Origin of the sequence: Naumannella halotolerans (assembly GCF_004364645.1) — a bacterium.
In the GTDB taxonomy this organism is placed as follows: domain Bacteria; phylum Actinomycetota; class Actinomycetes; order Propionibacteriales; family Propionibacteriaceae; genus Naumannella; species Naumannella halotolerans.
In genome coordinates, this window is sequence record NZ_SOAW01000001.1 from 301894 (window position 1) to 318061 (window position 16168).

At 66.6% G+C, this 16168-nt stretch carries 14 protein-coding genes; 9 read left to right on the top strand and 5 right to left on the bottom strand.

Annotated elements, in window-relative coordinates:
• The 3 genes from CLV29_RS01435 (at position 1) to CLV29_RS01445 (ending at position 5647) form a co-directional block, all read left to right on the top strand.
• Complete coding sequence (locus CLV29_RS01435) at positions 1 to 1839, top strand: NAD(P)/FAD-dependent oxidoreductase (RefSeq protein WP_133753310.1); 1839 nt, start codon at positions 1 to 3, stop codon at positions 1837 to 1839.
• A gap of 202 nt (positions 1840 to 2041) precedes the next feature.
• A complete protein-coding gene (locus tag CLV29_RS01440; RefSeq protein ID WP_133753311.1) occupies positions 2042 to 4189 on the top strand; it encodes a RecQ family ATP-dependent DNA helicase in 2148 nt (715 codons plus the stop codon).
• A 42-nt stretch (positions 4190 to 4231) separates the two neighbouring features.
• Positions 4232 to 5647: a glucose-6-phosphate dehydrogenase gene (locus CLV29_RS01445; RefSeq protein WP_208292709.1), complete on the top strand. Its 1416-nt coding sequence runs from the start codon at positions 4232 to 4234 to the stop codon at positions 5645 to 5647.
• Between the two features lie 73 nt (positions 5648 to 5720).
• On the opposite strand, the gene CLV29_RS01450 is transcribed toward CLV29_RS01445, so the two are convergent.
• Positions 5721 to 6935: an acetyl-CoA C-acetyltransferase gene (locus CLV29_RS01450; protein WP_133753312.1), complete on the bottom strand. Its 1215-nt coding sequence runs from the start codon at positions 6933 to 6935 to the stop codon at positions 5721 to 5723.
• A 251-nt stretch (positions 6936 to 7186) separates the two neighbouring features.
• Here CLV29_RS01450 and CLV29_RS01455 point away from each other — a divergent pair, with 251 nt between their 5' ends.
• From CLV29_RS01455 to CLV29_RS01470, 4 genes are all read left to right on the top strand, one after another.
• On the top strand, positions 7187 to 8815 hold the full coding sequence (locus tag CLV29_RS01455; protein WP_133753313.1) for a BCCT family transporter: 1629 nt from the start codon (positions 7187 to 7189) through the stop codon (positions 8813 to 8815).
• A gap of 30 nt (positions 8816 to 8845) precedes the next feature.
• Positions 8846 to 9325 (top strand): Hsp20/alpha crystallin family protein, encoded by a 480-nt coding sequence (locus CLV29_RS01460; protein WP_133753314.1) that lies wholly within the window; start codon positions 8846 to 8848, stop codon positions 9323 to 9325.
• Between the two features lie 216 nt (positions 9326 to 9541).
• Positions 9542 to 10711 (top strand): RtcB family protein, encoded by a 1170-nt coding sequence (locus CLV29_RS01465; RefSeq protein WP_133753315.1) that lies wholly within the window; start codon positions 9542 to 9544, stop codon positions 10709 to 10711.
• Between the two features lie 61 nt (positions 10712 to 10772).
• Positions 10773 to 11717 (top strand): nucleoside hydrolase, encoded by a 945-nt coding sequence (locus tag CLV29_RS01470; protein WP_133753316.1) that lies wholly within the window; start codon positions 10773 to 10775, stop codon positions 11715 to 11717.
• Positions 11718 to 11793: 76 nt separating this feature from the next.
• Here CLV29_RS01470 and CLV29_RS01475 read toward each other — a convergent pair whose 3' ends face one another.
• Positions 11794 to 12576 carry a DUF4352 domain-containing protein gene (locus CLV29_RS01475; RefSeq protein WP_133753317.1) on the bottom strand — a complete coding sequence of 261 codons (783 nt, stop codon included), beginning with the start codon at positions 12574 to 12576 and terminating at the stop codon, positions 11794 to 11796.
• A gap of 233 nt (positions 12577 to 12809) precedes the next feature.
• On the opposite strand from CLV29_RS01475, the gene CLV29_RS01480 reads away from it, so the two are divergent.
• On the top strand, positions 12810 to 13076 hold the full coding sequence (locus CLV29_RS01480; protein ID WP_133753318.1) for a YdeI/OmpD-associated family protein: 267 nt from the start codon (positions 12810 to 12812) through the stop codon (positions 13074 to 13076).
• Between the two features lie 109 nt (positions 13077 to 13185).
• On the opposite strand, the gene CLV29_RS01485 is transcribed toward CLV29_RS01480, so the two are convergent.
• Positions 13186 to 13722, bottom strand: a complete 537-nt coding sequence (locus tag CLV29_RS01485; RefSeq protein WP_166649093.1) for a pyridoxamine 5'-phosphate oxidase family protein — start codon at positions 13720 to 13722, stop codon at positions 13186 to 13188.
• 742 nt (positions 13723 to 14464) lie between these two features.
• On the opposite strand from CLV29_RS01485, the gene CLV29_RS01495 reads away from it, so the two are divergent.
• A complete protein-coding gene (locus CLV29_RS01495) occupies positions 14465 to 15412 on the top strand; it encodes a T3SS (YopN, CesT) and YbjN peptide-binding chaperone 1 (protein ID WP_133753320.1) in 948 nt (315 codons plus the stop codon).
• Between the two features lie 66 nt (positions 15413 to 15478).
• On the opposite strand, the gene CLV29_RS01500 is transcribed toward CLV29_RS01495, so the two are convergent.
• The gene (locus CLV29_RS01500) at positions 15479 to 15784 is read right to left on the bottom strand and encodes a HigA family addiction module antitoxin (RefSeq protein ID WP_133753321.1); all 306 of its coding nucleotides are present in this window, start codon (positions 15782 to 15784) and stop codon (positions 15479 to 15481) included.
• A 24-nt stretch (positions 15785 to 15808) separates the two neighbouring features.
• Positions 15809 to 16090 carry a type II toxin-antitoxin system RelE/ParE family toxin gene (locus tag CLV29_RS01505; RefSeq protein ID WP_133753322.1) on the bottom strand — a complete coding sequence of 94 codons (282 nt, stop codon included), beginning with the start codon at positions 16088 to 16090 and terminating at the stop codon, positions 15809 to 15811.
• Between the last annotated feature and the right edge of the window lie 78 nt (positions 16091 to 16168).

Genomic DNA, 16168 nt, shown 5'->3' on the forward strand with positions numbered 1-16168 from the left:
ATGACTCAGACCGCACCCGCCCCCACCGCGACGAGCGGTGATCCGCACCAACGGATCGAGGACTGGCTCAGCCGGTTCGAGGCCGCGCTGGCCCGGCGCGACATCGATGGTGCGACCGCCCTCTTCGCCACCGACTGTTTCTGGCGGGACCTGGTGGCCTTCACCTGGAACCTGAAGACGGTGGAGGGCCACGACGGCGTCGCCGCGATGCTCCACGCCCGGTTGGCCGGCACCGACCCGTCGGGTTTCTCCACCACGGACCCGGCAACCGATGAGGACGGTGTGGCGAGCGCTTTCATCGCCTTCGAGACCGCGGTCGGTCGAGGCTCGGGGCACCTGCGGCTGCGTCGCGATCCCGACACCGGCGAGGACCGGGCCTGGACCATCCTCACCACCCTGCAGGAGTTGAAGGGCCACGAGGAACCCACCGGTCGCCGTCGGGTCCTCGGCGCCGTCCACGGTTCCGATCCCGACCAGCGCTCCTGGGCGGAGAAGCGGGCTGCGGAGGAGGACGAACTCGGGCGCAGCGTCCAACCCCACGTCCTGGTGGTCGGCGGCGGGCAGGGCGGCATCGCGCTCGGAGCCCGTCTGCGCCAGCTCGGTGTGCCGTCGATCGTGATCGACCGGCATCAGCGGCCCGGGGACCAGTGGCGACAGCGTTACAAGTCGCTGTGTCTGCACGATCCGGTCTGGTACGACCACCTGCCGTACCTGCCCTTCCCGGCGAACTGGCCGGTGTTCGCGCCGAAGGACAAGATCGGCGACTGGCTGGAGTTCTACACCAAGGTGATGGAGGTGCCGTACTGGAGCTCGACCAGTTGCCTGTCCGCCAGCTACGACGCCGAAGCGGGACGATGGACCGTCGAGGTGGATCGGGACGGTGAGCGGCTGACCCTGCATCCGACCGAGTTGGTGCTGGCCACGGGGATGTCGGGCAAACCGAACATCCCGAAGTTCGAGGGCAGCGATGTCTTCGCCGGGGAACAGCACCACTCCAGCCAGCACCCCGGCCCGGACGGGTACGTCGGCAAGAAGGTGGTCGTGATCGGTGCAAACAATTCCGCACACGACATCTGCAAGGCGCTGGTGGAGAACGGTGTCGACACCACCATGGTGCAGCGTTCCTCCACCCACATCGTGCGCTCGGAGTCGTTGATGGAGATCGGGCTGGGAGCGCTCTACAGCGAACAGGCGGTGGCGAACGGGATGACCACCAACAGGGCCGATCTGACGTTCGCGTCGTTGCCATACCGGATCATGCACGAGTTCCAGATTCCCTTGTACAACGAGATCCGCGAACGCGATGCCGACTTCTACGCCCGGCTGGAAGCTGTCGGTTTCGATCTTGACTTCGGTGATGATGATTCGGGGCTGTTCCTGAAGTACCTGCGGCGCGGGTCGGGCTACTACATCGATGTCGGTGCCTGCGAACTGGTGGCGGACGGGACGATCAAGCTCGCCCACGGTGAGGTGGACCGGTTGACCGAGAACGCCGTGATCCTGGCCGACGGGACCGAACTGCCGGCCGATGTGGTGGTCTATGCCACCGGGTACGGATCGATGAACGGTTGGGCCGCCGACCTGATGGGCCAGGAGGTCGCCGACCGGGTCGGCAAGGTCTGGGGTCTCGGGTCCGACACCACCAAGGACCCCGGACCGTGGGAGGGCGAGCAGCGCAACATGTGGAAGCCGACCCAGCAGCCGGGGTTGTGGTTCCACGGCGGCAATCTGCACCAGTCCCGGCACTACTCGTTGTACCTGGCACTGCAGCTGAAGGCGCGGTACGAGAACATCCCGACCCCGGTCTATGGGTTGCAGGAGGTGCACCACCTGTCCTGAGTGACCGGTCGCCCGAGCACTGAGTGATTCCGGACTGCCGCGGTACCCGTGAGCCCGGGGGAGGGCCGCCGTGCACGAGGTCGGCCCAGCCCTTGTCTTCTTGCCGTGTCATCTCCCGCCCGCGTCCTCTCCCACCGCCTGTCGAGGTGCCGGCCAGGGGTGGGCGAACAGACGTGTCGGTGCGGTCCGGCAGACTCGGGTCATGAGCGAACTGCGCGACCGGGCCCTGCATCACCTGCGTGCGCTGACCGGCCGGCCGGAGGCCGAATTCCACCCCGGCCAGTTCGAGGCGATCGAGGCGCTGGTCGCCGACCACCGCCGAGCACTGGTGGTGCAGCGAACCGGGTGGGGCAAGTCGGCGGTCTACTTCATCTCGGCGCTGCTGCTGCGGGAACAGGCCGGTCGGGCGCGGCCCTCGCTGATCGTGTCCCCCTTGCTGTCGCTGATGCGTGATCAGGTCTCGGCGGCCGAGCGCGCCGGTGTGCGGGCGGCGAGTGTGAACTCCACGAACCCGGAGGAGTTCGAGGCGATCGGTGAACAACTGCGCGCCGGTGAGCTCGATGTCTTGTTGGTCTCACCCGAGCGGCTCACCAACGAGCGGTTCCGGGCCGAGCAATTGCCCTTCCTGCTGCGCAATGCGGGGATGTTGGTGATCGACGAGGCGCACTGCATCTCCGACTGGGGGCACGACTTCCGTCCCGACTACCGCCGGATCCGCGACCTGATCATGGAACTGCCGGCCGGGTTCCCGGTACTGGCCACGACCGCGACCGCCAATTCGCGGGTGGTCGACGATGTCGCCGAACAGCTCGCCGCCGGATTGGCCGACGGTCAACAGGTGTTCACCCTCCGCGGCCCGCTCGCCCGGGACTCGCTGCGCCTGGGTGTCCTGCGACTCGACAGCAACCGGCACCGTCTCGGATGGTTGCTGACCCATCTCGACGAACTGCCGGGCAGCGGAATCATCTACGCCCTGACGGTCTCGGCGGCAGAGGACACCGCTCGTACCCTGGCCGCCGCAGGGCTGGACGTGCGTGCCTACACCGGCAGGTCCGATCTCGCCGAGCGGCAGCAGGCCGAACAGGACCTGAAGGACAACAAGGTCAAGGCACTGGTGGCGACCTCCGCGCTCGGGATGGGATTCGACAAACCCGACCTCGGTTTCGTCGTGCACCTGGGCGCCCCGGGTTCACCGGTGGCCTACTACCAACAGGTCGGTCGGGCAGGCCGGGCGACGGATTCGGCCGATGTGATCCTGCTGCCCGGGCATGAGGACCGCGACATCTGGCGATGGTTCGCCACCTCCTCGATGCCCACCGAGAGGACCGCCGGAGCGGTCCTGGATGCGCTCACCGAGGAGAGCCCGCTGAGCGTTCCCGCGTTGGAGGCCCGGGTCGACATCAAACGCTCCAAACTCGATCTGTTGCTGAAGGTCCTGGCCGTCGACGGGGCAGTGGTGAAGGTCTCCGGCGGGTGGGCGCGAACGGCTGAGGAGTGGGTCTACGACGCCGAGCGGTACGACCGGATCGCCCGGGCCAGGGAGGCCGAACAGCAGGCGATGCTCGACTACGAGAACACCGACGGTTGCCGGATGGAGTTCCTCGCCCGGCAGCTGGACGATCCGCACGCGACGACCTGCGAGCGTTGCGACAACTGCACCCGCGCGGCCGGTCGACCGGCCTGGCTGCCCACCCAGGTGCCAGCAGGGGCAGGGGAGCAGGCAGCCGCGGCGTTGGACCAGCCGGGTGTGGTGATCGACCCCCGCGGTCAGTGGCCGCCCGGGCTCGACCGGTTCGGGATCGAGGCCAAGGGCAGGATCAGGACCGAACAGGCGGCTGCCCCGGGCCGGGTGCTGGCGCGGCTGAGCGATCTGGGCTGGGGGACGCCACTGCGTGAGCTGTTCACCACCGATGAGGCCGGTGTGCCGGTCGACGCCGAGGTGCCGCCGGCCCTGGCGAAGGGCTGTCTGCAGGTGCTCGCCGGATGGGACTGGGATCAGCGGCCGGTGGCCGTCGTCGCGATGCCGTCGCGGTCGCGGCCGCAACTGGTCCGGTCGCTGGCCGCCGGTCTGGCCAGGGCCGGCAACCTGGTGGATCTCGGTGATCTGGACCTGGTGGGGGAGTTGCCACCGAGCGGGTCCTCGGGCAACAGCGCCTGGCGGGTCGGCTCGGTCTGGCGGGCATTCGCCGCCGGGTCCGAGCTCGCTGCGCGGCTGCCGAATGCTCCCGGGCCGGTGCTGCTGGTCGACGACTACATCGACTCCCGGTGGACGATGACCGTCGCGGCGAAGGTGCTGCGGGAGGCCGGGGCGAGTGCCGTGCTGCCGTTCGCCCTGGCCCAGCGGGGCTGAGGTGCAGGATCGGATGCCGCGGCTCCGGCCTAGGATCGAGGAGTGAGCAACCACGAGACCTCTGAGACCAAGCCGGAAGTGATCACGCTGTTCGGCGCCACCGGTGACCTCGCCAAGCGGATGGTGCTGCCGGCGTTCTGGGAACTGCACACCCGGGGTCTGCTGCCGAGTGACTGGCGGTTGATCGGCAACGGCCGCGGTCAGGTCAGCGATGCGGACTTCCGTGAGCAGGTGAAGGAATCGTTGGCCGAGTTCGGCCCGGGTGAGGTGCCGACCAACCAGTGGGGGGAGTTCGCCTCCCGGCTCAGTTTTGCCGGTGGCGGGTTCAGCGTCGACGATCCCGGAGAACTGCCGGCGGCATTGGCCGAAGCGAGCGCGGAGCTGGGCGAGGAGGTGCAGCGGATCTTCTACATCGCCTTGCCGCCGGTCGCCTTCGAGCCGACGGTGAAGGCGCTCGGCGCCCACGACCTGATGCAATCGGCCCGGGTGATCTTCGAGAAGCCCTACGGTACGTCCCTGCAGAGCTTCTGTGCGCTGGACGAGCTCGTGCACTCGGTGCTGGAGGAGGAGCAGATCTATCGGATCGATCATTTCCTCGGCAAGGAGGCGGTGCAGAACCTGCATGTGCTGCGCTTCGTGAACCGGATGATCGGCAGCATCTGGTCCTGTGCAGCGATCGAGCAGGTGCAGATCGACGTACCGGAAACCTTGGGGGTCGCCGATCGCGCCGCCTTCTACGACGCCACCGGTGCCTTCCGGGACATGATCGCGACCCACCTGTTCCAGGTCGCGGCGGAAGTGGCGATGGAACCGCCGCTGTCCTTGGGCACCGAGGATCTGCAACGCGCCCGGGACCAGGTGTTGGCCAGGTTCCGGCCCTTGGATCCCGGGGAGGTGGTCTTCGGCCAGTTCGACGGTTACCGGGAGCTGCCGGAGGTCGCCGACGATTCGACCACCGACACCTTTGCCGCCGTCCGACTGTGGATCGACAGTGACCGCTGGCGCGGTGTGCCCTTCCTGCTCCGCAGCGGCAAACGCCTGCATCGCAGCCGGCAATTGCTGTCGCTGGTGTTGCGCGCAGCCCAGGGGCCGTTCCCCGAGGCCCGGCGTTCGGTGCTGCAGTTGTCGATGAGCGGCGCCGGTGAGCTGTCGGCCAGCTTGACCATGAAGAAGCCCGGCCCGGAGCTGGAACTGGTCACGGTGCCGATCGAACTCGACGTCACCGCCCTCGGTGGACCGTCGGATGAGTCGCTGCCGCCGTACGCGTCCTTGTTGCACGACGTGATCGTCGGTGACCGGTCGCTCTTCACCACCGGAGCCGGGTTGGAGCACGCCTGGTCGGTGGCGCAGCCGGTCCTGGACGATCCGCCTGAACCCCTGCCGTACGCACCGCAGTCCTGGGGGCCGAAGGCCGCCGACGAGCTCACCGATGGGGTGGGGTGGTTCACCCAGGCCTGAGGCCGGGCGACGAAAGCCGCCCGTACCGATGACGGTACGGGCGGCTGTGTGCTGTCGACCGGGCGAGGGTCGGTCAGAGACGCTCGATGATCAACGCCATTCCCTGGCCACCGCCGACGCACATGGTGATCAGGCCGGTGGTCTTGTCGTGCCACTCCAAGCTGTTCAACATCGTGTTCTGCAACCGGGCACCGGTCATCCCGAAGGGATGGCCGACGGCGATCGCGCCGCCGTTGACGTTCAACCTGTCCAGGTCGATCCCCAGCTCCTGGTAGGACGGGATCACCTGGGCAGCGAACGCCTCGTTGATCTCCACCAGGTCGATGTCGTCGATGGTCATCCCGGCGTAGCGCAACGCATTCCGGGTGGCCTCGATCGGGCCCAGTCCCATGATCTCCGGCGACAGGCCGGTGACACCGGTGGAGACGATCCGGGCCAGTGGCTTGAGGCCGAGCTCGGCAGCCTTGGTGTCGGAGGTGATGATCACTGCGGCCGCTCCGTCGTTCAACGGACAACAGTTGCCGGCGGTCACCGTACCGTCGGGGCGGAAGACCGGATCGAGTTGGCTGACCGCCTCATAGGTGACGCCGGCGCGAGGTCCGTCATCAGCCGAGACGACGGTGCCGTCCGGTGTCGTCACCGGGGTGATCTCCCGAGCCCAGAAGCCGTCGGCGATGGCCTTCTCGGCCAGGTTCTGCGAGCGGACACCGAACTCATCCATCTCCTTGCGGGAGATTCCGCGGGAGGTGACGATGTTCTCCGCGGTCTGGCCCATGGCGATGTAGACGTCGGGCAGCAGGCCGTCCTCGCGAGGATCGTGCCAGGTGGCATTCGACTCCGCGGTCTCCTTGGTCCGGGTCTGGGCATCGTCGAAACGCGGGTTCACGGTGTGCGGGAGGTGGTCGGAGGTGCCCTTGCCGAAACGGGAGACGGTCTCCACCCCGGCGGAGATGAAGATGTCGCCCTCGCCGGCCTTGATGGCGTGGAAGGCCATTCGGGTGGTCTGCACCGACGAGGAGCAGTACCGGGTGATCGTCGCCCCGGGGACCTGATCCATGCCAGCCAGGACCGAGACCACCCGGGCCATGTTGTTGCCCGACTCGCCACCCGGTAGACCGCAGCCGAGGAGCAGGTCGTCGATCGAGTTCGGATCGATCTGTGGCACCTTCTCCAGCGCCGCGGTGACGATCTGGGCGGTCAGATCGTCGGGTCGAAAGTCTTTCAACGATCCCTTGTTGGCCCGACCGATCGGCGAGCGGGCCGCGGAGACGATGACTGCTTCTGGCATGGCGGAAGTTCCTCCGGATTCAGCTGTCACACCCACGGGCACGACACAGGGCCTGCGGGCGGGCGCCTTCTGAGCGCTCGTTCAGTGTGGCACAGTCACCGGCGGAACCCGACAGGAGGTTCGTACCTGCGCGATTGTGTGAGATTCGTGCACAGGTACGGGGTGCCCCGTTAGGTTGGTTCGCAGTCTCCAACACAGTGGCTCAAGCAACTGGGCCGGTCGTACCGATGGCCGGCTGTGGAAGGTGAAGGATGACCAGACTGTTCAAGGGTGTCGACCCCGTTGTCTTCCTCGGCTCGGCCGTGATCATCGCCGTCTTCGTGGTCTGGGGGTTGGTACGTCCCGAAGGCCTCGGTGCGGTGATGGCGACTGCGATGACCTGGGTCAACGCCAACTTCAGTTGGGTCTTCGTGCTGGTGGCGACCGCCACCTTGATCTTCTGCCTGGTGCTGGTCCTGCACCCGTGGGGGCGGATCAAACTGGGGCCCGACGATTCCAAACCCGAGTTCCGTACCTTCTCCTGGGTGTCGATGATGTTCGCCGCCGGACTCGGCGCCGGGCTGCTGTTCTACGGCGTGTACGAGCCGGTCTACCACTGGGCCAACCCGCCTCATGGTGAGGCCGTGCCGCAGAGCACCGATGCCGCGCTGGTCGGGCTCCGCTACACCTACTTCCACTGGGGCTTCAACGGCTGGGCCATGTACGCATTGCTGGGCGGGGCGATGGCCTACTTCGCCTACCGCAAGGGGCTTCCCGTCCTGGTCAGTTCGGTCTTCACCCCGCTGCTCGGACCGAATGCCAGCAAGACGGTGCTCGGCCGGATCATCGACGGGTTGTCGATCGTCGCAACCCTGTTCGGCACCGCCACCGCCCTCGGCCTGAACGGCCTGCAGCTCAACGGCGGGCTGAACTACCTGTTCGGCGTCCCGATCCAGAACGGCATCGCCGTGGTGATCATTCTTGTCGTCACCACGCTGTTCGTGATCTCTGCGACCACCGGTGTGGAGAAGGGCATCAACTTCCTCGCCAACCTCGGCGCCGGGGCGACCATCGCGCTGTTCATCTTCTTCCTGGTCGCGGGCGGATCGACGGTACTGGTGCTGTCCCAGGGCATCCAGTCGATCGGCGAGTACGTACTGCAGGTGATCCCGATGTCGATGGAGATGGGCATCGGCGACGAGACCTGGATGGCCGGTTGGACCATCTTCTACTGGGCGTGGTGGATCTCCTGGGCGCCGTTCGTCGGCATGTTCGTGGCCCGGATCTCCCGTGGCCGCACGATCCGTGAGTTCATCATCGGCGTGGTTGCCGCGCCGACCGGCTTCGGATTCATCTGGTTCGCCGTCGTCGGCAGTGTCGGGATCAATCTGCAGGTCACCGGGCGATCCGACATCCTGGGCGTCCTCGACGACCCGCAGGTGTCGTTGTTCCAGGCATTGGATGCGTTGCCGTTGCCCATGATCAGTACCGCGGTCTGCATCGTTCTGATCGCTCTGTTCTTCATCAGTGGCGCCGATGCGGCATCGGTGGTGATGGCGACGATGGCTTCGAAGGGATCCATCGAACCCAGCCGGGTGGTGACGGTCGTCCTCGGCCTGCTGATGGGTGGTATCGCCTGTGCCATGCTGCTGGTCGGTGGACTGGAGGCTTTGCAACAGGCGGCGATCCTTGGTTCGGTCCCGTTCACCTTCGTGATGGTCGGTGTCGCCTGGTGCTGGGTGAAGGCATTGCGTGACGAGACCCGGGGTGGCGGTGGGCTCAATCGTGTCGAACCGGCCACGCAGGACAAGCGTGAGCCTGGCTCGGAGAAGTCTGCCGAGCCGGCGCGGACAGTCGGCAGGGCAGTCACCGATCCACCGGCGACGGCCGGCGAAGCGTAGTTCGCACCGCACGAGGAGAGGAAGATCAACATGGCGGATGGGCCCTTCGACGGAGTGCGAGACTTCGTCAGCGAGGTGAATCGGATGCGTACCTTCGGGGTGCATGGCCAGGAGTCGTATCCGGAGGTGGCCGAGCGGACCCACGCCTCGGCGTGGGTGCCGGTGACCGACATCCTGGCCAGCGGTGACGACCTGGTGATCCGGGTCGAGTTGCCCGGGGTCGAGCCCGACGATGTCGACCTGCGGTTGACCCGTGGCACGCTCACGGTCTCCGGCAAGCGGGAGTCCGCTCTGGCCGGTGAGACCTTCCTCGTCCGGGAGCGCTACTCCGGTGAGTTCCGCCGTACCGTCGAATTGCCCGAAGGGGTCGAACCGGAGGCGATCAGTGCCGAGTTCGTCAACGGGCTGGTGATCATCACGGTGACCGATGGGGCCAAGAACAGCACCGGTACGCAGATCGCGCTGGTCGACAAGTCCCCGCAGGTGAGGCGGCGCAGATTGCGCAAATGAGATCGTCGGATGCGGCGGCCGGTACGTACCCGGCCGCCGCTTTTCGCGTTTCGTGGCGGTCGATACGAGCCGTGGTTCGCGGGTGATCACCACTCCGCGGCCGCTGCGGTCTGCCCATCGGGTGCGCCGAAAACTCGGATGCGCCGGGCAACTCCGCCTGTCACTCTTGAACGGTTGCCGCGGACCTCGCGGTGATCATGAAGACGGAGGTGAACAATGCAGAGGTTGTCGGCCAAGTTGATCAATTGGGCGTCGGTACTGGAGGAGAAGACGCGACAGCAGGCTGAGCTGACTGCTGCCATGCCCTTCGTCTTCCCGCATCTGGCCCTGATGCCGGATGCGCACCTGGGTCGGGGAGCGACCGTCGGGTCGGTGATCCCGACCGAACGGGCGGTGATGCCCGCGGCGGTCGGGGTCGACATCGGCTGCGGGATGATCGCCGTCGCCACGCAGTTTCGTGCCGAGGATCTCGCGGGTCGGGATCTGTCCGAGCTGCGGCGGGCCATCGAGCGGTCGGTTCCGCTGTCAGCCGGTGCACGGAACAGGAAGATCGTCGCGACTGCCGAGCCACGGGTCGACGAACTGGAGCGGGCTGCCGCCGAGGCCGGGATCGATCCTGATCGCCGCAAGCGGGGGTGGCAGCTGCAGTTGGGCACCCTCGGTTCGGGCAACCACTTCATCGAGATCAGTCTGGACGAGACCGACCGGGTGTGGGCATTCCTGCATTCGGGCTCGCGCGGGGTCGGGAACCGGGTGGCCCAGCACTGGATCGGTGTCGCCCAGCGGTTGATGGAACGGTGGTGGATCGAGCTCCCGGATCGGGATCTGGCCTATCTGGTGGAGGACTCCGAGGAGTTCTTGGGATACATCGCCGAGCTCGACTGGGCACAGCGTTACGCGCTGCTGAACCGGGAGGAGATGATGGACCGGGTGTTGCGGCAGCTGGCCGAGTTCGTCGGGACCGGGGTGATCGAGACCGAGCGGGTGAACTGCCACCACAACTTCACCCAGCCCGAAACCCACTGGGGACGGCAGGTGTGGGTCTCCCGGAAGGGGGCGATCCAGGCCGATGTCGGGCGTCCGGGTCTGATTCCCGGGTCGATGGGCACCAGGTCCTATGTCGTCAGGGGCCTGGGCAATGCGGTGTCGTTGCATTCGGCACCCCATGGCGCGGGGCGGCAGTTCTCCCGGTCGGCTGCCCGCAAGCGGTTCACCCATGCCGAGCTGCAGGCGGCGATGACGGGAATCGAGTTCCGTGACACCGCGGCGTTCCTGGACGAGATCCCGGCCGCGTACAAGGACATCGACCAGGTGATGGCCGATGCCGCCGACCTGGTCGAGGTGCGGCACACCCTTCGGCAGGTGGTGAACGTCAAGGGGGAGTAGGTCGGGTTCGGCCGATCGGGGGTCGGTGCCGGCTCGGCTCCGAGCCGGTAGCGTTGGCGCGGTGACCCGACTGCTGATCGACTGTGACACCGGGATCGACGACACCTTGGCGATCCTCACCGCGGTGTTCGACGACAACACCGAACTGGTCGGAGTGGGGGCGGTCTGGGGCAACATCGATGTCCGACAGGCGGCTCGCAACAGCGACTACGTGTTGCAGTTGGCCGGTGCCGATGAGGTCCCGGTCGCCCTCGGTGCGGCCGGTCCGCTGAACGGTGACGATGCGGTCTTCGCCGCCCATGTCCACGGGGCCGATGGACTGGGCGGCGCAGCCGTGCTCGATCACCGTCCGGCACTGTCGGGGGAGACGGCGGTGCAGCAGATGATCCGCCTGTCCCACGAGTTCGCCGGTGAGCTGGAGATCGCAGCGATCGGCCCACTGACCAACCTGGCCGAGGCGTTGAGCGTCGACCCGAGCATCGTCGAGCGGATCCGGCGGGTGACCGTGATGGGCGGCGCGGCACTCGTACCGGGCAACATCACCGCCGCCGCGGAGGCGAACATCTGGCACGACCCGGAGGCCGCAGCACTGGTCTTCGACGCATCCTGGCCGGTGACCATGGTCGGATTGGATGTGACGATGCGGACGGCGATCACCGAAGATCATCACCGGCGGTTGTCCGAGGGCGGTCCGGTCGGACGCTACTGTGCGTCGATCCTCGGCCACTACTTCGACTTCTACACCGGGGTACGCGGACGGCGGGCTGCGGCGAACCACGATGCTCTCGCTGTCGGAATCGCCATCGGGCAGGTCGAGGTCATGCAGAGTGCGACCGTACCGGTGGTGATCGACACGACCGTCGGTCCGGACCGGGGCCGGACGGTGGCCGACCTGCGCGGGATGTGGGCCGATCGGTGGGATGTCGACGGCGCGCGGCACACCGTGGTGCTGGCGACGGAACCGGGATTCGATGATCGGATGATCGAACGCCTGGCCTCGGCGTGATCGTGGACCTGTTCTGATCGTGGATCTGTCCTGAATGCTGGGCGGTCTGATCAGCAGTGATCAGACCGCCGAGCACCTACTTCAGGGAGACCCGCGCGTCACCACCGAGCAGGCCGCCGCCGAGAGATGCCTCGGTGGGTGTCGTGCCCTCGGGGACGTCGAAGATGATGGCACCGTCGACGGTGTTTCCCGGGTTGATCTCCTCCAGCAGGATCTCGCCATCCTCGTAGTACATACCGGCTTCGGTCGACGCCGAGTACTCTTTTCCGTCCGCGTCGTAGAGGTACTGGGTTCCGGTACTCACGTATGCGGCGGTATCGCCTGTGTTGGTGATGGACACGTCGAGGATGCAGAACTCACCCTGTGCTTCGGTGCTCAGGTACTCGCTGCCCAGAGTGGTCTCACCGCATTCGATGCCGTTCACGGTGAAGTCCATTCCGCCACCGGACACCGTGTCACCGATGCCGGCCAGACTCTCCTCCTGGGTGGGAGCCTCGGCCTCGGCATCCGTGCCCTCGGTGTCGGCGTCCACGGCAGCCTCGGCCTCACCGCTGTCGGCATCGGCGAGGCCCGAGGTGTCCGCCGGCGGGGATGCCGTGGGCGAGTCCTCACCGCCGCCGGCGACCGCAGTCAGTCCGACGACCGCGATCACACCGATACCGAGACCGGTGAGGACCTTGTGCCGGCCGAACCAGGACTTCTTGGCGGCAGGTTGGGGGGAGGCTGCCGGCTGGTCGTCATTGACCCAGAGCTGCCACCCTTCCGGTGCCGGTCCCCACGCCGGGTCCGGTTTCCATCCCTGCGGCGGCTGCCATCCGGCAGGTGGTTGTGGCCAGTTCGGCGGTGGATTGAAGCGCATGTTTCCCCCTGTTGTTCACCCGGTTCCATGACCGGCAGACGAAAGCTACACCGCGCGGCGACCCGTAAGCTGATCTTGGAGGGGCAGTTATCCGGCAATTTGGATCGGCGGTGTCAGCCAGCGGAGAGTTCAGTTCTGGTGATCAACCGCCGGCGCGTCGTCGTGGCGGGTTTCGGTGTCGATCAGCAAGGCGTCAGGGGTGGATGGGAGGCGCATCGATCTATCCTTGAGCCATGGCCAAAACAGCTGTTCCCGGGGGAGTGGTCCACGAACTGCCCGATGATCTGCGTACCGCACTCACCGCGGACACGTCGGCCCTCGAGGCGTGGCTGGACATCACCGAACTGGCTCGCAACGAGTTCATCTGCTGGGTCGAGTCGGCCAAGCAGGACAAGACCCGGCAGCGGCGGATTCGACGTACCGTCGAAGAACTCAATGATGGCATGCGTCGCCCGTGTTGTTGGCCGGGCTGCAGCCACCGCGAGCGCACCGGTCGCTGACCTACCGAAGCATTCGCTCGGCAGACCAGTCTGCGGACGTGACAGCGGCCGTACCCCGATGTTCCGGGGTACGGCCGCTGCACAGCAGGTCGGTGGAAGTGCTGAGGACTCAGAACTCCACGCGGGTCGAGTCGCCGATATCGGGCTTCTCGCCCTGCACGACATTCTTGACGTACTTCGCCAGGGCGATCAGAGCCGGCCCGTCTGCCGACTGCAGTTCGCCTGATTCGGCGCTTACCTGCAACACCCCGACGGCCGGGTCGGTACGTCCGCCCTCGAACCATGCCTCGGCGGCCTTGTTCCAGAGCTTGTCGATCAGCGCCTGATCGGTGCTGATCACTCCGGAGCCGGCGATCGACAGCCAGTTGCCGTCGGTGTCGATGGCGACGTTGACCGCCGCGTTGCGCCGTACCTGCTCGGCCAGGTCGGAGGTGGTGGGCACGATGAAGTAGAGATTTCCGTCGAACTCCGCATCACCGGCCAAGGCGAGCGGCCGGCTGACCAGCGCCTGCCCGTCGTCGATCGTGCTGGGGGTCTGTCGGATCGTGGTGACCGAGGCGAGCTCGGCCTTCTCGACGACCTCGGCGATGGCCTGTCGATCGGCGGCTTCCTTCTCGGCTGGTGTCAGCTGTGCTTCGTCGCTCATTCCTCCACCGTAACCGCGCCGCCAAAGCGGCTTGAGGTCTGGGGGGTGACATCCGTCCGCTCGCGACGACACCCGGTCGGCACGGTGTCGGCGGTCTCCGGGTCTGTGCGGGCATCGAGTCGAGGGCACTTGCGAATTCAGTGAACTGCGGACGCGTGGTGTCCGCAACCGCTGGTGTGATCTCGGCATGATCGATCATCTCGGAATCGGCTGCACCGATCTCGGTGCGGCAGCGAACTTCTACGACCGGGTGCTCGGTGCGCTCGGTCATCGGCGGCTGAGGGACTTCGGTGTGGCCATCGGCTACGGGCCGGCAGGCGGGCAAGCGCAGTTCTGGATCAGTGGTTCGACCACGTCGGGCAACGAGAGCCACCTCGCGTTCGCCGCGCAGGACTCCTCGCAGGTACGCGCATTCCATGACGCTGCGATTGCACTGGGGCCGAGGAACTCCACGCTCCGAGGCTCTGGCCGGAGTATCACGATCGCTACTTCGCCGCCTTCGTCCGCGACCCCGAGGGGAACAACGTGGAGGTCGTCACGCATCGGGGCGAATGACCGGAGCGGGCATCGCCGTCTTCGGCGGGCACGATCCCCTTCGTCTCGGCGGAGCAGGGAGAGTGTCAGACCTGCTGGATAGCCTTGTCCTGACAGTGATCACGGGCATTGCGAGCTGACTCGAAGGCCGTCGATCCGTCTCCCCACCCATACCTGCGGGCCGAGCGCGGCCCGGAGAGGAGACGCCATGAGTGCCAACGAGAACGATCGACCCGCGGTCGGCAACAGTGACGAACGGCCGGCTGCCGACCAGTGGGCGAGTTTCCGCCGCGAACTCGGGTGCCACCTGATGATCATGCAGGAGCTCGGCGATCGACTCCGCCTGGACCTCGGTTCGCCGCTCAGCCCGATGGTCGAGGTGGAGGTGGTCGACTGCGAACAACAGCTGATGATCACCGTACGCGGACTGCCCGCCACCTGCACCACGTCGGCACTGGCTGATCTGCGTACCCGCGGCTGGGGACATCAGGTGAATGGCAGCGACTGGGTGCTGCGGGCCGGACCGGACAGCGATCGCGAGTCGGTGGCCGCCGAGATCGTCGCCGTGCTGACCTGGCAGCTGAGCGTGCCCGTGCCCGGGTTGCTCACCTGCCGCGGGTCGGGTGACTCGGCCCGAGCACTGCCGATCGGCGATCTGCGGATGACCGAGTCCGGCGATGACGGCGAGGTCTCGATCAGTTGCCCACCGATGCTGGGAATCGACGGACCGATCTCCGGGCTGCCCGCGCTGCAACCCGCCGATCGTGACGAACTGTTCTGGATGGTCCACCTGTTGTTGGAGGAGATGCTCGGCCGAGTGCCTGACCTCAACGGCGAGCACGACTTCGTCCTGCACCACCTGGGCCAGCGGGTGTCCATCCAGGTGGATCGGGAGACCTTCGGCGTCTGCGTCCAGGCTCGGGTGGCCCACGAGATCCCTGCCCCACGACGGGCTGCGCTGGAACTGTCCGTGCTCAACCGGGACCACCGGTGGATCCGCTGGATCCTGCGGGACGACACCGTCTGGCAGGAGTTCAACCTGCTCGCCCAGCCTTTCGTGCCGAAACATCTCGGGGTGCTGCTGGACCTCTTCCTGCAGACGATGACCAGCACCCGGGATGATCTGGTCTACCGGATCGGCGCTCGCGTCGGCTGACGGGGCCTGCAGGGCGAGTTGCGGTGAGACCGGCTGGATCTTCGGTTGGCCGTCGGGGGCCGACTTTCAGTTCGCCACCAGCGTGGTCACCTTGGCCAGTTCGGCACCGTGCAGGTCGCGCTCGACCTCGAGGTCATAGTCGGTCTGGATGTTGATCCAGAATCGGTCGTCAACTCCGAGAGCCTTGGACAACCGCAGGGCTGTGTCGGTGGTGATGGCTCGCTTGCCGCGGACAATCTCGCTTATCCGGGTCTGGGGGAGTCCAGTGGCTTGGGCGAGGCGGTACTGAGTGATGCCCAGCGGCTCCAGGAACTCGGTCAGCAGGATCTCGCCAGGAGTGATCGGGTCGTGTGCCTTCGATGCCGTCGTCATGATCGGTCTCCTCTCCTTGGGTGGTCAGTGGTAGTCGGTGATTTCGACGTCGTCGGCGCCGTTGTCGGTCCAGACGAAGCAGATCCGGTACTGGTCGTTGATGCGGATGGAGTGCTGTCCGGCTCGCTCACCGACCAGCTTCTCCAGGCGGTTGCCGGGCGGTGCTCGCAGGCTGTTCAGTTCTGAGGCCGCGTTGAGGAGGCGGAGCTTCTTCTGGGCGGCGCGTTGCAGTTGCGGTCCGAGGGCTCGGACGTGTTCGCGGTTCCAGACCTTCTCGGTGTCGGTGTTCTTGAAGGACCGGATCACATCGCAATACTAACGCTCGGCGATAGTATCGACAAACGCAAGTAGCGGGGGTGACGCACCTGTCGCCAGACACCGGTG